This window comes from Brachybacterium vulturis (assembly GCF_002407185.1).
GTDB lineage: Bacteria > Actinomycetota > Actinomycetes > Actinomycetales > Dermabacteraceae > Brachybacterium > Brachybacterium vulturis.
In genome coordinates, this window is sequence record NZ_CP023563.1 from 691,843 (window position 1) to 709,701 (window position 17,859).

The 17,859-nt window shown below is 71.8% G+C and carries 17 protein-coding genes; 10 read left to right on the top strand and 7 right to left on the bottom strand.

All coding sequences use genetic code 11. From position 1 onward, the window contains the following. Nucleotides 1-43: 43 nt before the first annotated feature. Nucleotides 44-2,119: a heavy metal translocating P-type ATPase gene (locus CFK38_RS03060; protein ID WP_096801750.1), complete on the top strand. Its 2,076-nt coding sequence runs from the start codon at nucleotides 44-46 to the stop codon at nucleotides 2,117-2,119. A gap of 26 nt (nucleotides 2,120-2,145) precedes the next feature. Here CFK38_RS03060 and CFK38_RS03065 read toward each other — a convergent pair whose 3' ends face one another. The 3 genes from CFK38_RS03065 to CFK38_RS03075 form a co-directional block, all read right to left on the bottom strand. After that, the gene (locus CFK38_RS03065) at nucleotides 2,146-2,802 is read right to left on the bottom strand and encodes a CueP family metal-binding protein (RefSeq protein WP_245851204.1); all 657 of its coding nucleotides are present in this window, start codon (nucleotides 2,800-2,802) and stop codon (nucleotides 2,146-2,148) included. 57 nt (nucleotides 2,803-2,859) lie between these two features. Beyond that, entirely contained in the window at nucleotides 2,860-3,801 is a 942-nt protein-coding gene (locus tag CFK38_RS03070; RefSeq protein WP_096801752.1) for an aldo/keto reductase, read from the bottom strand. A 96-nt stretch (nucleotides 3,802-3,897) separates the two neighbouring features. Then, nucleotides 3,898-4,866 (bottom strand): phosphotransferase enzyme family protein, encoded by a 969-nt coding sequence (locus CFK38_RS03075; RefSeq protein WP_096801753.1) that lies wholly within the window; start codon nucleotides 4,864-4,866, stop codon nucleotides 3,898-3,900. Nucleotides 4,867-5,036: 170 nt separating this feature from the next. Here CFK38_RS03075 and CFK38_RS03080 point away from each other — a divergent pair, with 170 nt between their 5' ends. Then, the gene (locus CFK38_RS03080; protein ID WP_096801754.1) at nucleotides 5,037-5,828 is read left to right on the top strand and encodes an SDR family oxidoreductase; all 792 of its coding nucleotides are present in this window, start codon (nucleotides 5,037-5,039) and stop codon (nucleotides 5,826-5,828) included. 135 nt (nucleotides 5,829-5,963) lie between these two features. On the opposite strand, the gene CFK38_RS03085 is transcribed toward CFK38_RS03080, so the two are convergent. Then, a complete protein-coding gene (locus CFK38_RS03085) occupies nucleotides 5,964-7,514 on the bottom strand; it encodes a SulP family inorganic anion transporter (RefSeq protein ID WP_096801755.1) in 1,551 nt (516 codons plus the stop codon). A 139-nt stretch (nucleotides 7,515-7,653) separates the two neighbouring features. Then, complete coding sequence (locus CFK38_RS03090; RefSeq protein WP_096801756.1) at nucleotides 7,654-8,049, bottom strand: MerR family transcriptional regulator; 396 nt, start codon at nucleotides 8,047-8,049, stop codon at nucleotides 7,654-7,656. A 107-nt stretch (nucleotides 8,050-8,156) separates the two neighbouring features. Between CFK38_RS03090 and CFK38_RS03095 the strand changes: the two genes are divergently transcribed. Next, nucleotides 8,157-8,732 (top strand): methyltransferase family protein, encoded by a 576-nt coding sequence (locus CFK38_RS03095; protein ID WP_157773329.1) that lies wholly within the window; start codon nucleotides 8,157-8,159, stop codon nucleotides 8,730-8,732. On the opposite strand, the gene CFK38_RS03100 is transcribed toward CFK38_RS03095, so the two are convergent. After that, nucleotides 8,672-9,253 carry a winged helix-turn-helix domain-containing protein gene (locus CFK38_RS03100; RefSeq protein ID WP_218192339.1) on the bottom strand — a complete coding sequence of 194 codons (582 nt, stop codon included), beginning with the start codon at nucleotides 9,251-9,253 and terminating at the stop codon, nucleotides 8,672-8,674. The two genes, CFK38_RS03095 and CFK38_RS03100, sit on opposite strands and share 61 nt — an antisense overlap. A gap of 105 nt (nucleotides 9,254-9,358) precedes the next feature. On the opposite strand from CFK38_RS03100, the gene CFK38_RS03105 reads away from it, so the two are divergent. Then, on the top strand, nucleotides 9,359-10,636 hold the full coding sequence (locus tag CFK38_RS03105; protein WP_157773330.1) for an MFS transporter: 1,278 nt from the start codon (nucleotides 9,359-9,361) through the stop codon (nucleotides 10,634-10,636). Nucleotides 10,637-10,893: 257 nt separating this feature from the next. On the opposite strand, the gene CFK38_RS03110 is transcribed toward CFK38_RS03105, so the two are convergent. Beyond that, nucleotides 10,894-12,615: an ATP-binding protein gene (locus CFK38_RS03110; protein ID WP_096801759.1), complete on the bottom strand. Its 1,722-nt coding sequence runs from the start codon at nucleotides 12,613-12,615 to the stop codon at nucleotides 10,894-10,896. Between the two features lie 297 nt (nucleotides 12,616-12,912). Here CFK38_RS03110 and CFK38_RS03115 point away from each other — a divergent pair, with 297 nt between their 5' ends. From CFK38_RS03115 to CFK38_RS03140, 6 genes are all read left to right on the top strand, one after another. Beyond that, nucleotides 12,913-14,253 carry a lactate racemase domain-containing protein gene (locus CFK38_RS03115; protein ID WP_096801760.1) on the top strand — a complete coding sequence of 447 codons (1,341 nt, stop codon included), beginning with the start codon at nucleotides 12,913-12,915 and terminating at the stop codon, nucleotides 14,251-14,253. 101 nt (nucleotides 14,254-14,354) lie between these two features. Beyond that, nucleotides 14,355-15,215: an ATP-dependent sacrificial sulfur transferase LarE gene (larE, locus tag CFK38_RS03120; RefSeq protein ID WP_172895844.1), complete on the top strand. Its 861-nt coding sequence runs from the start codon at nucleotides 14,355-14,357 to the stop codon at nucleotides 15,213-15,215. After that, on the top strand, nucleotides 15,208-15,936 hold the full coding sequence (larB, locus tag CFK38_RS03125) for a nickel pincer cofactor biosynthesis protein LarB (RefSeq protein ID WP_096801762.1): 729 nt from the start codon (nucleotides 15,208-15,210) through the stop codon (nucleotides 15,934-15,936). Before larE ends, larB begins: the two co-directional genes overlap by 8 nt. Further along, entirely contained in the window at nucleotides 15,933-16,271 is a 339-nt protein-coding gene (locus CFK38_RS03130) for a DMT family transporter (RefSeq protein ID WP_096801763.1), read from the top strand. The genes larB and CFK38_RS03130 overlap by 4 nt, the downstream gene beginning before the upstream one ends. Continuing rightward, on the top strand, nucleotides 16,271-16,591 hold the full coding sequence (locus CFK38_RS03135; RefSeq protein WP_096801764.1) for a DMT family transporter: 321 nt from the start codon (nucleotides 16,271-16,273) through the stop codon (nucleotides 16,589-16,591). The genes CFK38_RS03130 and CFK38_RS03135 overlap by 1 nt, the downstream gene beginning before the upstream one ends. A gap of 233 nt (nucleotides 16,592-16,824) precedes the next feature. Beyond that, a complete protein-coding gene (locus CFK38_RS03140; protein ID WP_096801765.1) occupies nucleotides 16,825-17,829 on the top strand; it encodes a LacI family DNA-binding transcriptional regulator in 1,005 nt (334 codons plus the stop codon). Nucleotides 17,830-17,859: the final 30 nt, after the last annotated feature.

The following is a 17,859-nucleotide window of genomic DNA, read 5'->3' on the forward strand; positions in this document are numbered from 1 at the left end:
AGGGTCACAGTGTTCCATCACGCGCGCGGAGGAGACAGCAGGCATGAGGCACGAGCAGACCGTCGACGTACAGCATGGCCACGACGCGACCGAAGGCGGCCATGACCACTCCGAACACTCCGGGCACGGCGATCATGTCGCGCAGTTCCGTCAGCTGTTCTGGATCATGCTCGTGCTGGCGATCCCGGTCGTCGCCCTGAACCCGATGATCGCGGGGCTCATCGGCCTCCAGGTGCCGGAGACCGGATGGATTCCCTGGATCGCCCCGGTGCTCGGCACCGTCCTGTACGTCTGGGGCGGCAGACCCTTCCTCACCGGCGGCGTCGCGGAGATCCGCTCCCGACAGCCCGGGATGATGCTGCTGATCGGGCTCGCGATCACGGTCGCGTTCCTCGCTTCCTGGGGCTCCACCCTCGGGGTGCTCGATCCGCAGCTGAACTTCTGGTGGGAGCTCGCGCTCCTGATCGTGATCATGCTGCTGGGCCACTGGATCGAGATGCGCTCGCTGGCGCAGACGAGCTCGGCCCTGGACTCGCTCGCCGCGCTGCTGCCCGATGAGGCGGAGAAGCTGGAGGGCGACGAGGTCGTCACCGTCTCGCCGTCCGAGCTCGCCGTGGGCGACACCGTCCGCGTGCGCCCCGGCGCCTCCGTCCCGGCCGACGGGAGGATCGTCGACGGTGCCGCCAGCATGGACGAATCCATGATCACCGGGGAGTCCTCGACCGTGCACCGGGAGGTGGGGGACGAGGTCGTCGCCGGCACCGTCGCCACGGACTCCGGGCTGCGCCTCGAGGTGACCGCCATCGGGGAGGACACCGCGCTCGCCGGGATCCGGAAGCTCGTCTCCGACGCCCAGGGGTCCAGCTCCCGTGCCCAGCGCCTCGCCGACACCGCCGCGGGCTGGCTGTTCTGGTTCGCACTCGGCGCCGCGATCCTCACCACCGTCATGTGGATGCTGCTCGGCAGTCCGGACCAGGCAGTGATCAGGGCGATCACCGTGCTGGTCATCGCCTGCCCCCACGCCCTGGGCCTCGCGATCCCGCTGGTCGTCTCGATCGCGACCGAGCGCGCCGCGCGCGGCGGAGTGCTGGTCAAGGACCGCCTGGCGCTCGAGCAGATGCGCACCGTGGACACCGTCCTGTTCGACAAGACCGGCACCCTCACCAAGGGTGAACCGGCGGTGACCGGGATCGAGCCCGGCGCTGGTCGCACCGAGCAGGAGCTGCTCTCCCTCGCCGCCGCCGCAGAGGCTCCCAGCGAGCACCCGCTGGCCCGTGCCATCGTGCGCGCCGCCGAGGAGCGAGATATCAGCCACCGCGCCGGAGAGGACTTCACCTCCTCCCCGGCGGTCGGGGTGCGCGCTGTCGTGGACGGTGCCGTCGTCGAAGTGGGTGGGCCGCACCTGCTCGAGCGCCATGAGGCCGCGGAGCTGCCCGGTGCGGAGACGTGGCACGGGCAGGGCGCCACCATCCTCCATGTCCTCGCGGACGGCGAGGTCGTCGGCGCGCTGCGGCTCGTCGACGAGATCCGGCCCGAATCCCGCGACGCCGTGGACGCGCTGCACGCCCAGGACATGCAGGTCGTGATGATCACCGGGGATGCGCAGGCGGTGGCCGAGTCCGTCGCGGAGGAGCTCGGGATCGACCGGGTGTTCGCCGGCGTGCGCCCGGAGGACAAGGCCGGGACGGTCGCCGAGCTCCAGCAGGAGGGGCGCACGGTCGCGATGGTCGGCGACGGCGTCAACGACGCCCCGGCGCTCGCCCAAGCCGACGTCGGCCTCGCGATCGGCGCCGGGACCGATGTCGCCATCGGCTCCGCCGGAGTGGTGCTGGCCTCCTCGGACCCTCGCTCGGTGCTCTCCGTGCTCGAGCTCTCTCGCGCCGCCTACCGCAAGATGCGCCAGAACCTCTGGTGGGCCGCCGGGTACAACCTGTTGGCCGTGCCGCTCGCGGCGGGGGTGCTCGCTCCGATCGGCTTCGTGCTCCCGGTGAGCGTGGGGGCGCTGCTGATGTCCCTGTCGACGATCGTGGTGGCGCTGAACGCGCAGCTGCTGCGCCGACTGGATCTGCGGCCGCAGGCCAGCGGCGCGCGCATGCTCGGGCGGACGACGACGGACTGAGCCCGCGCCGTGCCTCGGTGGGCTGCTCAGGCCCCCAGCTGCATCGTGGTGAGGCAGGTGGGGGCCTCGGAGTCGGTGGCCAGCGGTGTCGAGGCGCTCGCGCCGTCGTGCGTGAGGGTCAGCGTGAACTGCTGGTCTCGGGGGAGCCAGAGGCCGAGGAAGCCGTTCGGCGCCGTGGTGAGCGACTGATCGAGCAGCACCTCCCCGTCGGTCGTGGTCAGGTGGACCTCGAGGCTCTGCTGCTGCAGCTCGCCCAGGCACGTGGTGAGGCTGTGGAAGAAGCACTCGTGCGTGGCGTCCACGAACGGGGCGACCGAGACGTAGGCCTCTCCCTCCGGGAGGGGGATCGAGGCCTCCCGGCCTGCGGCATCGGAGAGATCCACGCGGTCCGGCATCACCGAGGCGAGGAGGTCCGTCGGCCGCTCCTCGAGGGGCAGCGCCTCGAGCAGATCGATGATCTCCCGCGACGTGCGGCCGGCGAGGCCGTGCGCGCTCAGCAGATCCTGCGCGGGAGCTGCCGGTGCAGCCGGCTCGCGGTCGGCGCCGCAGCCCGCGACGGCCAGGGTGGACAGCACGAGACCACCGAACAGGGCGCGGCGCGGAACGGCGGGGGCGGGGTGGGGGATGAGCACGGCAGGGTCCTCCAGGCGTGGTGGCGGGTCGGTCTCGACGGTATCGGGCATGGATGTGCGCGGACCGTGAGGCCCCTGCCGGCGACCGTCACCCCGGTGCCGCCGCGCTCACCAGGCGTAGGCCTCCGGGGCCGGGCCGCCGGGGCCGGGGAAGATCTCGTCGAGCGCGGCGAGATCGTCCTCGCTCAGAGAGATGTCCACCGCGCCGATCGCCGAGTCCAGCTGGTCGCTCGTGCGGGGGCCAATGATGGGGCCGAGCACGCCGGGGCGGTGCAGCAGCCAGGCCAGCGCCACCTGGCCGGGGGCGAGGTCCCGCTGCGCGCAGAAGGCCTCCCAGCGGTCCAGCTGGGCGGTGGGCGCGACGTCCCCGCGCCGCACGCCCTGCTCGGAACGGCCACCGAGGCGGCCGCCCGCGAGCGGCGACCAGGCGATGACGCCCAGGCCGTAGTGCTCGGCGGCGGGCAGCACCTCCAGCTCGATATCGCGGGTCAGCAGGTTGTACAGCGACTGCTCGGAGACCGGCCCCAGGCTGTGCCGGGCGCGGGCGGCCTCACTGGCCTGCGCGAGATGCCAGCCGGCGAAGTTCGAGGAGCCGACATAGCTGATCTTCCCCTGCGCGACCAGCAGATCCATCGCCTGCCAGATCTCCTCCCAGGGCGCGGAGCGGTCCACGTGGTGCATCTGATAGAGGTCGATGTGGTCGGTCTGCAGGCGGCGCAGCGAGGCATCGACGGCGCGGCGGATGTTCAGTGCCGAGAGCCCCCGGTCGTTCCTGCCGGGCCCCATCTCGCCGAAGACCTTGGTGGCGAGCACGATCTCCTCCCGCCGGCCCCGGGAGGCGAGCCAGCGGCCGATGATCTCCTCGGTCCAGCCGCGGCGGTCCGTGCCGCCGTAGCCGTTGGCGGTGTCGAAGAAGGTCACGCCCGCATCCAGGGCCCGATCCATGATCGCGAAGGCATCCTCCTCGGCGGTGTGCGGACCGAAGTTCATGGTCCCGAGCACGAGCCGGGAGACGGTCGCACCGGTGCGCCCGAGCTGGGAGTACTGCATCGTGGTTCACTCCTCAAGGTCGGCGGCCTCGCCGGAGGGCGAGCGGGAACCACCGCGGAGAAGCCTATTCCCGGGGACGGGGGGCGCACCAGGGGACTACACCCGGATCAGCGCGTCGACCGCCGTCGTCCACCGGCCGTCGTCCTGCGGCGGGATCGCCGCGATCCCCATCCACAGCGAGAGCGTCTCGAACCAGCGCGACCCCAGGGGGCCCAGCGGCCGCACCGTCTCGTAGCCGGCGCGCAGCGCGGCCCGAGCCGGGAGGGGCGTCGGGCCCCAACCACGGAATCGTGTCGCCAGGTAGGTGCCGGCCTGCGCGAGGTCGGCGATCCGGTGGTCGAGGCGGACGTCGTCGAAGTCCAGCACCGCCGCGATCCCGCTGTCCCGCACCAGCAGGTTCGCGGCGCGGAAATCGCCGTGGATCAGCTGCGGGGCATCCTCCGGGGCAGGCAGCCCGGTCAGCAGCTCCGCGAGGCGGTCGGAGGCGGCGGGGACACGGCCCGGGTCACGGTCGGAGAGCCATCCCCAGAGGCGGTCGGGCAGGGGGCGCGGAGCATGGTCGGGGAGGCCCTGTGTCCTGATGTCCCCGAGGGCGTCATGCAGGGTGGCGAGGCAGGCGCCGGCAGCATGCACGGCAGGCAGGTCGGAGACGTCGAGCCAGTCTCCCGGGATCTCCGGCAGCACGGCGAGGGAGAGCGGTCCGGAGGGGCCGTCGACCTCGAGGCGCACCGGCCCGTCGCGCGAGGGCAGAGGAGCGGGGACCGGGATCCCCCGGGTGGAGAGCTCGGTGAGCAGGCGCGTGGAGGCGGCGAGCTGTGCGAACCGGTCCTGCGCGCTCGAGACCTTCACGACCAGCGGCCCGTGATCGCTGCTCACCCAGGCGATCGCGTTGTGGTCGCTGAGCGTCAGTCGCGGGAGGACCTGGACGGAGAGCCCCCAGTGCTCGGCGAGCACCGCCGTGAGCAGGCGGGTGGCATCGGCCCGTCCCCCCAGGCCGAAGCGTTCACGCAGCGCCCGCTCCGCATCGACCGTCTCCCACAGCATCGACAGTCCCGGGCTCAGCATGGGCTCACGATACTGCCGCGGGATCCGGGATCCGGGAGCGGTACGTGCGTAGGGCCGCTCCCGCAGCGGGACCTCCTGCCCGGAGGGTCCGAGAACCCGGACGTACGCTGGAGCAACAGCAGCGTCCTGCAGGCAGTGGATGCTCTCGCCATCATCGAAGGGAACACCTCATGGCACGCACCATCGTCGTCACCGGAGCCGCCTCAGGGATCGGGAAGGCCACCGCCGAACTCCTGGAAGCCGGGGGTGACCGGGTGCTCCGCATCGACCTGCGGGAGGGCGATGTGATCGGTGACCTCTCCGATCCGGCGCAGATCGATCGGGTCGCCGCGGAGATCGCCGAGCGCACCGGCGGGGTGCTGGACGGCCTGGTCGCCAATGCCGGGGTCTCCGCCAACTCCGAGCTGTCCGTGAAGATCAACTACCTCGGCACCGTCCAGCTGATCGAGGCGCTGCGTCCGCAGCTCGCCGCGGCCGCGGCCCCGCGGGTGAGCGTGACCACCTCCGCCGCCACCCTGCAGGGCAACGACCCGCAGCTGGTGGACCTGCTCCTGGAGGGCGACGCCGAGGCGGCGCTCGCCCGGGGCGCCGCGCTCGCCGCGCAGGGTCCGGAGGCCGGGTACGCGAACTACTCCAGCTCCAAGCGGGCGATCTCCCGCTGGATCCGACGCGCGGCCCCGACCCCCGAGTACGCAGGCGCCGGGATCGGCCTGAACGGCGTGGGCCCCGGCCAGGTGCGCACCGGGATGACCACGGAGCTCTTCGCGAGCGAGGCGGGCCGCAAGATGGCCGACGACGCGATGCCCGCGCCCTACAACGGGGTCGCCGAGGCAGCACACATCGGAGCCGTCCACGCCTTCCTGGTCTCGGCCGCGAACGCCCGCATGACCGGGCAGGTGCTCTTCGTCGACGGCGGCTTCGACGCGCTGCGCCGCGGGGACGACATCTGGCAGAGCGTCTGAGCGGAGCCTGATCAGCCGCCGGATGCCGGCCGGCACCACCGGAGAACTGACCTCTTCGAGCTGATGAACGCCCTACGGGCGCTCAAACCTCACAGAGGTCAGTCTTCTGGTGGCGGGGACGGCGGGCGCCGCGGCTCAGTGACCCTCGCCGAGATTCCCCGAGAGGCGCTCGAGCCGCTGGAGGCTGGCGCCGTCGAGGCCGATGATGCGCACCTCCTTGCCGCGGGCCGCGTACTTGGACTGCACGGCGTCGAGGGTGGCGACGGTGGAGGCGTCCCAGACGTCGGCGGCCGTGAGGTCGATGATCACGGTCCCGGGATCGCCGGCGTAGTCGAACTGGTAGACGAGGTCGTTGCTCGAGGCCCAGAAGAGCTGGCCCGTCACGGCGTAGCGACGGATGTCGATGGCGCCGTCGCCGTCGACGTCGGTCTCCCAGACCTTCTCGATGCCGACCAGGTGCGCGACCCGCCGGGCGAACAGGACCATCGCGGTGAGGACGCCGAGCACCACGCCGATGGCGAGGTTGTGGGTGATCACGGTCGCCACGACGGTGACCAGCATGACGGCGGTCTCGGACCAGGGCATCAGGCGCAGGGTGGAGGGGCGGATGCTGTGCCAGTCGAAGGTGCCGACGGAGACCATGATCATCACCGCGACCAGCGCCGCCATCGGGATCAGGCCCACGATGTCACCGAGGGCGACGACCAGGATGAGCAGGAAGACGCCGGCCAAGAAGGTGGACAGGCGGGTGCGGGCCCCGGACTGCTTCACGTTGATCATGGTCTGGCCGATCATGGCGCAGCCGCCCATGCCGCCGAAGAACCCGGTGACCAGGTTCGCGACGCCCTGGCCCCAGGTCTCCCGGGTCTTGTCCGAGTGGGTGTCGGTGATGTCGTCGACCAGCTTGGCCGTCATCAGCGACTCCATGATCCCCACCAGCGCCATCGCCAGCGCGTAGGGGGCGATGATCTGCAGCGTCTCGAGCGTCAGCGGGACGTTGGGGAAGAACAGCTCCGGCAGCGAGTCGGGCAGCTCGCCCTGGTCGGAGACGTTCGGCATCGTCCAGCCGGCGGCGAGCACGGCGAGAGTGATCAGGATGATCGCGATCAGCGGCGCCGGCACCACGGTGGTCAGGCGCGGCAGCAGCACCATGGTCGCGATGCCCGCGGCCACCAGGGGGTAGACGATGACGGGGATGTCCTCGCCGATGAGGTGGGGGAGCTGGGCGGTGAAGATGAGGATCGCCAGGGCGTTGACGAAGCCGGTCATCACGCTGCGGGGGATGAACCGCATCAGCTTCGCGACCCCCAGCAGCGAGAGCACGATCTGCAGCAGTCCCGCGAGGATCACGGTGGCCACGAGGTGGTCCATCCCGTGCTCGCGGGCCACCGGGGCGATGACCAGGGCGACGGCCCCGGTCGCGGCGGAGATCATCGCGGGGCGGCCGCCGACCACCGCGATCGTCACCGCCATGGTGAAGGAGGCGAACAGGCCCACCTGCGGCGGGACCCCGGCGATGATCGAGAAGGAGATCGCCTCGGGGATCAGGGCGAGGGCGACCACCAGGCCGCCGAGGATCTCGGTCTTCAGCCGGCGGGGGCTGCGCAGGGCGGCGCGCACGGTGGCTGGCCGCTGCTGGGAGTGCTGGGGCGCGGTGTCGACGGGCGCCGGTGCGGAGGAGGTCATCAGGGTCCTAGGGGAGGGATGGAGCCCCGGAGGCACGGAACGTCTCCGTGAGGGGCTCATGGCCGACCCTGACGTTACGGGAGAGTTGGCTCCGCCGATACGAGCGGTCCGTCACAGGTGCCGCCCGGGGCGGATCCGGTCACGCCTCGGCCGACAGCTCCCGCAGGCGCGAGAGGAACTCGTCGGCCATCGCGACCTTCCGTTCCAGCGCCGCGCGGCGCTGGATCGCGGTCTCCTCGAACTCCCGCAGCGTCCGCCGGACCTCGGCGGGGGCATCCGGCCGGGTGGCGGCCTCGGTGACCTCGAGCAGCTCGCGCATCTGCTCGAGCGTGAAGTCCAGCGGCTTCATCCGGCGGATCAGCAGGATCCGCTCCACGTCCGCCTCCGAGTACAGCCGGAACCCGCCGGAGGAGCGCTCCGAGGGGGTGATCAGGCCGATCTCGTCGTAGTGGCGCAGGGTGCGCAGGCTGAGCCCCGTGCGCTCCGCGACCGCACCGATGTGCAGCAGCGCCTGCGGATCGTCCTTCTCGCTCATGACGTCAGTGTGCCCCACCCGGGACCCGCGGCGAGGGCGCGGCGGGCGAAGGCGTGGTCCACGACGACGCCCTGGCCCTCACCGCGCCGGACCGCGATGATGCCGGTATGACCGCCGCACCGGAAGACCCCGACCGAGCTCGCCCGGCAGCATCGCGCCATCGCAGCCTCCCGCCGCCCGTGGTGGCCGGTGCCGCCGCCGTGGTGCAGGGGGTCCTCGCGCGGGGCGCCGGCAGCACCTCCTCGTCCCGGGCCGCTGCAGGTGGGCTGGTCGTCGGCGCGCTGATGCTGATGGGAGCCTCGGCGGCGACGCTCCACCGCGAACGCACGACGATCAGCCCGCACGATCTGTCCGGGGCGACGACCCTGGTGCGCGCCGGGCCCTTCGGCCGCTCCCGGAACCCGATCTACCTCGGGATCGCCGGCCTGCTGCTCGCCCGCGCCGTCGACCGGCGGTCGTGGGCGGCCCTGCTGCCGGTGGGGCTCTTCGTGCTCGTCATGGACCGTACCCAGATCCCTGCCGAGGAGGAGGCGCTCCGGTCCCGGTTCGGCGCCGAGTACGAGGAGTACCTCCGCGCAGTGCCGAGATGGTGGGGCCGGGGGTGGAGAACGCGGCGCGGCGGTCAGGGCCGGCCGGTCTCCTGCCCGTCGTCCGCAGCGGCGGCCGCGAAGAAGACGTCGTAGCGGTAGGCGGGCTCTCCGGCCTCGTCCCCGCGCTCCGCACGGGCGTTCCCGGCCTCCTCGGCCTCCGTGATCACCGCGCTGATCCGGGCGTGCAGCGCCTTCGACTCGGCCCGGGTCATCCGCACCCGGCGGTGGGCGAAGTTCGCCGGCCAGGGCCGGGGGTCGCCATCGGGCGGGGGCGGGGTGGCCAGCGCGCGGGCGATGTCCGCGGCGAAGTTCTGCATCATCATCCCGCCGAGCGACTCGTCCGGCTGACCGGTCATGTTCAGCCCGTCGGTGCTCGCGCGCCAGGGACGCTCGCGCCCATCGGCCGAGGCGGACTGCTCGACCAGCCCCAGCGCCGCCAGGCGCCGCAGGTGATAGCTCATCGCCGACGGGCTCAAACCCGCCAGTTCCGCCGCGTCCGTGCTGGTCAGCGTGCTCCCGTTCCAGAGTTCCTGCAGCACCCGCCAGCGGGCCGGGTGGCTGACCGCGCGCATGCGGTCGTGATCGTCCAGCAGCGGTGGGGGATCGAGGGCCATGGTCGCCATCGTAGGCCGCCGGAGGCTCTTGTCCCGGAAAGCGTGAAGCATTACCTTCACGGTTATGAAATATCTGCTTCATGAATCGGGGCCGCCGTGGAGGCGATGATCCCGCCGCTGCGGCGCAACGCCCGGTTCCAGTTCCTGTGGGCGGGCTCGGCCTGCACCACGCTGGGGACGGAGATCAACCGCATCGCCCTGCCTCTGACGTTGCTGGCGCTGACCGGCAGCGCCGCCCGCGCCGGGCTGGTCGCCGCGGTGCTCACGGCGTCGATGCTGCTCGCGCAGATGCCCGCCGGGATCTGGGTGGACCGGCACGACCGCCGACGCATCCTGCTGATCGCCCAGGCCGTCCAGGTGCTCAACGCCGTGGCGCTGCTTGCAGGGCTCGTCGCCGGATACGCGGGCCTGCCCGGATTCCTGGTCTTCGCCGCCGTCGACGGGCTCTGCCAGGCCTTCCTCGGCCCGGCGCGGCAGGTCTCGATCCGCGCAGTGGTCCCGTCCTCCCAGCTGCGCGGCGCCTTCGCACAGGAGGAGGCCCGTTCCCACGCGGGCCGCGTGGCAGGTCCAGCGATCGGAGGCGTCCTCACCGGGGTGGGGCTCCTGGCGCCCTATCTCGCGATGGCCGTGAGCGTGGCGGCGGCGTGGGTGTTCGCGATGCTCGCGAAGGTGCCACGGCGTCCGGAGGAGGACGAGGAGGCGGACACTGGGAGCGCATCCGCCACCGACGAGGAGGCGGACACGCCGGAGGACGGTGCGACCAGGACGTCCCGACCCGGCATGCTCGCGGAGACCCGGGACGCATTGCGGTGGCTGCTGGCCCGGCGAGGCCTGCGGGAGATGACGCTGGTGCTCATGGCGATGAACCTCTGCGGTGGCGCCGTCACGCTCTCGCTCATCGTGCATATCCGCTCCCTCGGAGGGACGGCGACGCTCACCGGCTTCGTGCTCACCGGCATCGGCATCGGTGGCCTCCTCGGCGCCCTCGTCTCGGGGTGGGTGACCGGGAAGGTGGCCATCGGGCGCCTGGCCGTCGGGGTGCCGGCCGTGCTGGGCCTGTGCCTGATCCTCGCTGCTCTGCCGTGGACGCCCTGGTGGCCGTTCTTCCCGATCCTGGCCTTCAGCCTGGTCACCCCGGCGCTCAACGTCGCCGCCGGGGCGGTGATCTCGCAGCTGGTGCCGGCCGGCATGCTCGGCCGCATCGGCGCGCTGCTGGGGATGGCGAGCATGGCGCTGTCCCCGCTCGGGCCGCTGATCGGCGGCCTGCTCGCGGGGCGTCTCGGCGGTGGTTGGGCGCTGGTCGTGGCGGGGGCCGGATTCCTGCTGACCGCTCTCGCCGGGGCGCTGAGCCCTACCCTGCGACGGTTCACGGCATCGTCATGAGCAGGCGACCGACGCAACTGTCCCGGTCGGCCTCTAGGATTCCTCTCGCCACCGAGGTCGCCCAGGCGGCGGTGGCCGCCGCGCGGGAGGCGCGCCCGGAGCTGCCGGTGGTCGCCTACCTGCTTGAGCACAATCGGGCCTCCGCCGCCGTGGCCGAGGAGGAGGCGCTGCGTGACCTGTTCGGCGCCGAGTACGAGGACTACCTCCGCGAGGTGGCGAGGTGGTGGGGCGTCCCGCGGCGCGGGGCCCGCCGCACCTCAGCGTCGCGGCGGCAGGAGGTATTTCCTGTTGCGGCTCTGCGGTGGCGCTGTCGCGACGACCAGCTCCTGCTCGACCAGGTCGCGCAGCAGCGGGCGGAGCGCCGACCGGGTCTTGCCCGTCGCCTCGGAGATCTCGGCGATGGACTTCGGGAGGCTGCCGTCGAGGAGGGAGAGGATCTGCCACCGTGCGCCGGAGACGGAATCGGTCATCTGCAGATCGGTCAGCACATACGGGCCGTCGTTCATCCCGACGAGAAGTCCGTCCGCGACGAGCTGTGCGAGAGCCGCCCGGCAGTCGTCCGAGTCCAGCCCGAGGTTGTTGCGCAGGTCCACCACGGACACATGGCCGTTGAGCTTCGCCAGAGCCAGAGCTGCATCATGTGCCCGCTCGCGCTGCTCCCGATCCGGCAATCCGTCGAGCCATGCCTCCATGTCAGGCTCGATGAGCCCGAAGCGGGCCAGCCGTACGACGACGTGGTCGATCGTCGAGGTGCTGTAGTCGGGAGCGGGCAGTCCTTGCTGTCGCATGGCTGTCACCATGAGAGGGACCCCTGAGCCCTGATTCTCCGCGACGGTGGAACGGCCGTCCGGCATGGGCACGACGGTGAGCAGCCGGACGAGATTCTCGTTCCGTGCAGTCGAGTAGCCCTCCGCGACGTTCTCCTTCGTCCGGTCGCCCCAGAAGCCCCCGGGACTCTTCACCTCGACGCGGTCCGCGAAGATGTCCACCGCGACCTGTTGTCCACGGGCGAACGCGGAATAGTCGCGATGCATGACCCCGTTCGTGATCGCTTCCCGGAGCACCTCGGCAGGGATCTCAGGAACATCGATGCCGGTTGCTCCGTCGACGACCCGACGGGATCGCAGGTTCCTCAGAGTCGCGCGCACCGCATCGTCGACGGCCTGGGGCAACGGTCCGTCGCAGCTCTGCCGATCGAGAAAGCGCACCGTGGGATCCCGGGACTTCTCCGTACCCGGATGCACAGCGACATCGATGACGAGATGAGGGAACTCCTGTTGCGGATACACGCCGATTGCCAGGTATCCGGCAAGGGTCGGTACGCCGGCGGAGCTCACGGCATTGACCCGGAGCAGTCCTCCGAGGGAGTCTCCCGCGTCGATCCCGGTGAGCGCCCGACTGCGGTGGCGGAGTCCGTCGAGCGTGCGGCCGACCAGTTCTGAGGAGAGATCGGCCGGCGTCGTACCCGTGACCTCCTCGCGGTCGGTGCGGTCAGGGCTCCGCCGCGAGCGCAGGAGGTGGGTCTCGTAGGGACTCAGGTGCTTGTCGGCATCGCCGACCCTCTTGTAGCTCCCTCGCTCGATTCCCTGTGCACTCACGAAGCAGGGCATCACAGCTCCAGGGACCTCGTGCAGCGCGCCGACGCGGAGCGTGACCACAGGCGCCCCGTCGACGTCGGCGTGCCGGGGATCGTGAGGGGGGATCGGCAGGACCTTCGGGTCCGCGCTGTGTGAATCGTCCAGGCCCGAGTGGAGTGCGTCGAGGATCCTCTGGGGATCAAAGCCCTCGACAGGACCGAAGTCGGTCTGTTCGTCGAGCCCGAGGATGATGAGCCCGCCGTCGGTGTTGGCGAAGGCTGAGATCGTCTGCCAGACACTCTTCGGTACGCCGCCGCCCGCCGCTGTGGCCTCGACGAGAGCGTCATCCCTGCCCTGCCTCCGCAGGCGGATGACGTGCTCGCGGAGTTCCTGATCCCTCATGCTGTCACTGTAGTGACTGAGGTGCTCAGTGCATAGAGTGAGAGCGTCACTATGTAGAGTGAGGCCAGCTCGCTATAGAGTGACGTGGTCATTGCGTAGAGTGATGCCCCACAGTTCATCGAGTGAGGAAGAGTCCTCTGTGGAGGTGCCGGGGTGAGCCCTGCTCTCGAGGGCGAGGAGGTACAGGAGAGCGGCTCGGGACCGGCGACTGCCACGTCGAGCGACCCATCGGGCCTCGCGATGGCAACAACCGGGCGATCCTTGTCCTGGTCAGGCCCGACGGCGCATAGTGGAGCGATGAGCCAGACGCAGATGCAGACTCCGGGTCCCCTGATCCACCCGATCCCCGAGGGCCTCGCCGAACGCGCCGCCCTCCTCGGCGGTCCGGAGGGTGTGCTCACCGACGAGCAGATCGCCGGTTTCGTCGCCGAGCAGCTCGCCGGTGCGGACCTGGACGGCAAGAGCGTCTGCCTGATCATCCCCGACGGCACCCGCTCGGTGCCGCTGCCCCTGGTGCTGCCTGCGATCCACGAGGCGCTCGCCGGGAGGGCCTCCTCCGTCACGGTGCTGATCGCGCTGGGCACCCACGCGGCGATGAGCGAGAGCGCGATCGACACCCTGCTCGGCGCCACCGAGCACGGTGCCGCGGCGACCTACCCCGAGTGGACCGTCCTCAACCACGCCTGGGACGATCCCGCCCAGATCGCCGACCTCGGCGAGATCTCCGCCGAGCGGATCGCCGAGCTCACCGGTGGGCTGCTCACCGACATCCCCATGCGCGTGCAGATCAACAAGCTCGTCGTCGAGAGCGATGTGGATCTGATCGTCGGCCCCGTCTTCCCCCACGAGGTCGTCGGCTTCTCCGGCGGCAACAAGTACTTCTTCCCCGGCTGCTCGGTGCACGACGTCATCGACGTCTCCCACTGGGTGGGCGCGCTGATCACCGCCAGCCGCATCATCGGCACCCCCGGCATCACCCCCGTGCGTCAGCTGATCGACGCCGCCAGCGAGCTCATCGACTCCGAGAAGCTCGCCATCACCATGGACGTCGTCTCCGGAGGTCAGGAGCTGAACGCGATCGCCGTCGGCGACCCGCAGGCAGCCTGGGCCGCGATGGCGAAGATCTCCGCGCAGACCCACATCACCTACGTTCAGAAGCCGTACCGGCGGATCGTCGCCCTGGTGCCGGAGATGTACGACGACATGTGGACCGGTGCCAAGGGCTTCTACAAGTCCGAGCCCGTCTGCGCCGACGGCGGCGACGTGATCATCTATGCCCCGCACATCACCGAGGTCGCCGCGATGCACCCCGGGATCCGCGACATCGGCTACCACAACATCGAGTACTTCACCAAGCAGTGGGAGAGGTTCAAGGACCATCCCTGGGGCGAGCTCGCCCATTCCACGCACGTCACGGGCCTGGGCACCTTTGACCCCGAGACGGGGGTGGAGGAGCAACGGGTGAATCGCTTTTTCGCCACCTCGATCTCGCAGGAGGAGTGCGAGGCCCACAACGTCCTGTACCTGGATCCCGCCTCCCTCGATATCGACGCCCTGCGCAGCGATCCGGACACCCTCGTCATCGACCATGCCGGCGAGGTGCTCTTCCGCCTCGCCGCGGAGCGGAGTTCCCTGTGACCACCACCGATCGCCGCCCCATCCCGCTGCGACCCGGCGCCGAGCCGTCGGCCCCGACGTCGCTGTTCTCGCCCGGCCACCCCGGTTTCACCGTCACCGAGATGACCCCGGAGGCGCTCGCGGGCGAGACGCTCGAGCTCGCCGACGCCGTCTCCGCCCAGCTCGAGGGCGTGGGCCGGCTCGGCGTCGCCTTCTCCGGCGGCGTCGACTCCGCGACCCTGCTCGCACTCGCGGTGCGGGCCCTCGGCGCCGCGGAGGTCGTCGCCCTGCTCGGCGTCTCCCCGTCCCTCGCCCGGCGGGAGCGGCGCCTCGCGCACCAGGTCGCCGCCGTGATCGGCGTGGACGTGGTCGAGGTGCCCACCCACGAGGGCGAGAACCCCGAGTACCAGAGGAATGACGCTGCCCGCTGCTTCCATTGCAAGGACGAGCTGTTCACCCGCATCGGCGACGACGTCGTCGGTGCCCAGCGGCTGGACGCGGTCGCCTACGGCGAGAACGCCGACGACGCCATCCGCCACGACCGCCCCGGTGCCGGCGCCGCGACCCGCCACCGGGTGCTGCGCCCGCTGTCCGCGGTCGGCATGACGAAGCCCCAGGTGCGCGCCGTCGCCCGGGACCTCTCGCTGCCGGTGGCGGACAAGCCCGCCGCCCCCTGCCTCGCCTCCCGGGTCCCCTTCGGCCAGGAGGTCACGCCCGAGAAGCTGCGCCAGATCGACGACCTCGAGGACGCCGTCTACGCGCAGGGATTCAGCGACTGCCGGGTGCGCCACCACGGCGCCGTCGGCCGCATCGAGCTGCCCACCGACGAACTGGCCCGCGCCATGGAGCCCGAGATCCGCGCCGCCCTCGTCGCCGCCGGCACGGAGACCGGGTTCCAGCACGTCACGATCGACCTCGACGGCATCCGCTCGGGACTGTTCTCCCTGCAGATCGTGGGCAAGGGCGCCGGGGCGCATGGCTGAGACACGCGGGCCGGCCGACGGGGCAGCCGACGGGAAGATCGACGGCTTCCTCGATCTGGACCTGGATCGCGCCCGCCGCCGCGGCGCCCCCGAGGCGGTGCTCTGCGACGCCAAGAGCGTCGAGCAGGTCGGCGCGATCGCCGCGGAGTACGCGCGGCTGCGCACCGAGGGCCGGGGCGACCTCGGCCCGGTGCTGTTCACCCGGGCCGACGCGGCTCGTGCCGACGCGGTGCTGACCGCCCTGCCCGAGGCGCTCCACGACGCCGACGCCCGCCTGCTCGCTTGGCCCCCCGCGCCCCCGGAGCCGACCGGAGGCCTGGTCGTCGTCGCCTGTGCAGGGACCAGCGACCTCCCGGCGGCCCGCGAGGCGGAGCTCACCGCCCGCTATCTCGGACGGCCCGTCCGGCTGATCGCGGACATCGGCATCGCCGGCCTGCATCGCCTCCAGTCCCGCCTGCCCGAGCTGCGGGAGGCCGCCTGCGTGGTGGTCGCCGCCGGGATGGACGGAGCACTGCCCACCGTCGTCGCGGGACAGATCAGCGCGCCCGTGGTCGCGCTGCCCACCTCCGTCGGCTACGGGGTCGCGGCGGGCGGCGTCACCGCGGCGCTCACCATGCTCTCCGCCTGCGCGCCCGGCATCGGCGTGGTCAACATCGACAACGGCTACGGCGCCGGCCATCTCGCCGCGCAGATCGCCCGCTGGGCCCCGGGGGCCCGGTGACCGCCTGGCTGCTGCTGCTCGGCGCGATCCTCAGCGAGGTCACCGCCACCCTGTCACTGCGCGGCGCCCTGGATCGGCCCGCGCTCTACGCAGTGGTCGCCGGCGGCTATGCCCTCTCCTACGGCCTGCTCGTCCTGGTCCTCAAGCGCGGCATGGGGCTCGGCGTCGCCTACGGCATCTGGGGCGCCTGCGGGGTGGTCCTCACCGCCCTGCTCTCCGCCGTGCTGTTCGGCGAGGCGTTCACGACCCTGAAGACCTCCGGGATCGTGCTGGTGGCCGCCGGCGTGGTGGTCGTCGAGCTCGGGTCCCGGCAGACCCGACGGGAGGCGGCATGATGGGCTGGTCGCTGCTGGGCGGAGCGATCCTCGCCGAGGTGATCGGCACCCTGTCCCTGCGCGTCGCCGCCGGCGGCCGTCGCCCCTGGTACCTGCTGGTCGCCGTCGCGTACCTGCTGGCCTTCGCGCTGCTGTCCGGGACGCTCGCGGCCGGGATGCCGCTCGGGGTCGCCTACGGCATGTGGGCCGCGGTGGGCATCGTGCTCACCGCCCTCGCCTCCCGCGTGCTGTTCCGCGAGGCGCTGACCCCGGTGATGCTCGCCGGGATGGGGATGATCGCGGTCGGGGTGCTGCTGATCGAGCTCGGAGGCGCGGGCTGAGCCCCCTCGGCGGAGCCGTCCGTCGGCCGGACCGCTCCCCGCGGGCCCACCCGTCGTGCACGGACGATCGGCTGCCAGCTGGACGGCTGCCGACGGCTATCGCCGGTTGCCGCCGGTTGCCCGGCGGCGTTGTAGGATGCCGAGTCGAGGCCCGGACGCATCCCGCCCTGCCTTCCCCCGGCTGGCGGACGCCCCGGAGACGACGCCGACATCGGCGAGGACGGAGCCGCAGGATGGCCGAGAAGCGCGTGACGATCTACGACGTCGCCAAGGCCGCCGGGGTCGCCCCGTCGACCGTGTCCCGCGCCTTCTCCCGGCCCGGACGGGTCAGCGCCGCGACGCACGCCACGGTGATGGACGCCGCCAAGGCGCTGGACTACCGCACCGTCGCCCCCGCCGCCCAGGAGCGCGGGGAGCGCCACCACCGCCTCGGGATCGAGGTCCCCGACCTCACCAACCCCTATTTCGCCGAACTCGTCTCCGGCATGCAGGAAGCCGCGCACGAGCAGGGCTTCCTGCTGCTCCTGCTGGACACCGTCGAGGATGAGACCCGCGAGCGCTCGAGCCTGGAGAGCGCCATCAACGTGGTCGACGGGATCGTGCTGGCCGGCACCCGCCTCTCCGACGCCACGCTGAACCATCTCACCAAGCGCATCCCGGTGGTGGTGCTGAACCGGCGCGTCGCCGGCCTGGACTCGGTGACCCCCGATTTCTCGAACGGGATGGGGCAGGCGCTCGAGCACCTCGCCGAGAACGGGATCCGCACCGTCACCTACGTCTCCGGCCCGGTCAACTCGTGGTCCGACGGGGAGCGCTGGCGCGCGGCCCGCGTCGCCGCCCGGCAGCACGATCTGCAGATCCAGCGCCACGGCCCCTTCGCTCCCACCACCGCGGGCGGCGAACAGGCCTTCGAGGAGCTGCGTGACTCCCTCCCGCACGCCGTGGTCTGCTACAACGACCTGGTCGCCTTCGGCTTCCTGATCTCCGCGCTGCGTGCCGGGATCCGGGTGCCGGGGGAGCTGTCGGTGATGGGGCACGACGACATCCAGCTCTCCCGGCTGGTCGGCGGCGGGCTCACCACCGTGGTCAGCCCCAAGCGGGCCCAGGGCCGGGCCGCCGTCGAGCGCCTGGTGCGCCGGATCGAGAACCCTTCGGCGCACCGCACTCCGGTCGAGGGTTCCCTGCCGGTGCGGCTGGTGCCGCGCGGCACCACCGGGCCCCGCGAACCCGGCCGCTGACCCGGTGGCAGCCCGGACCACCCGCATCGG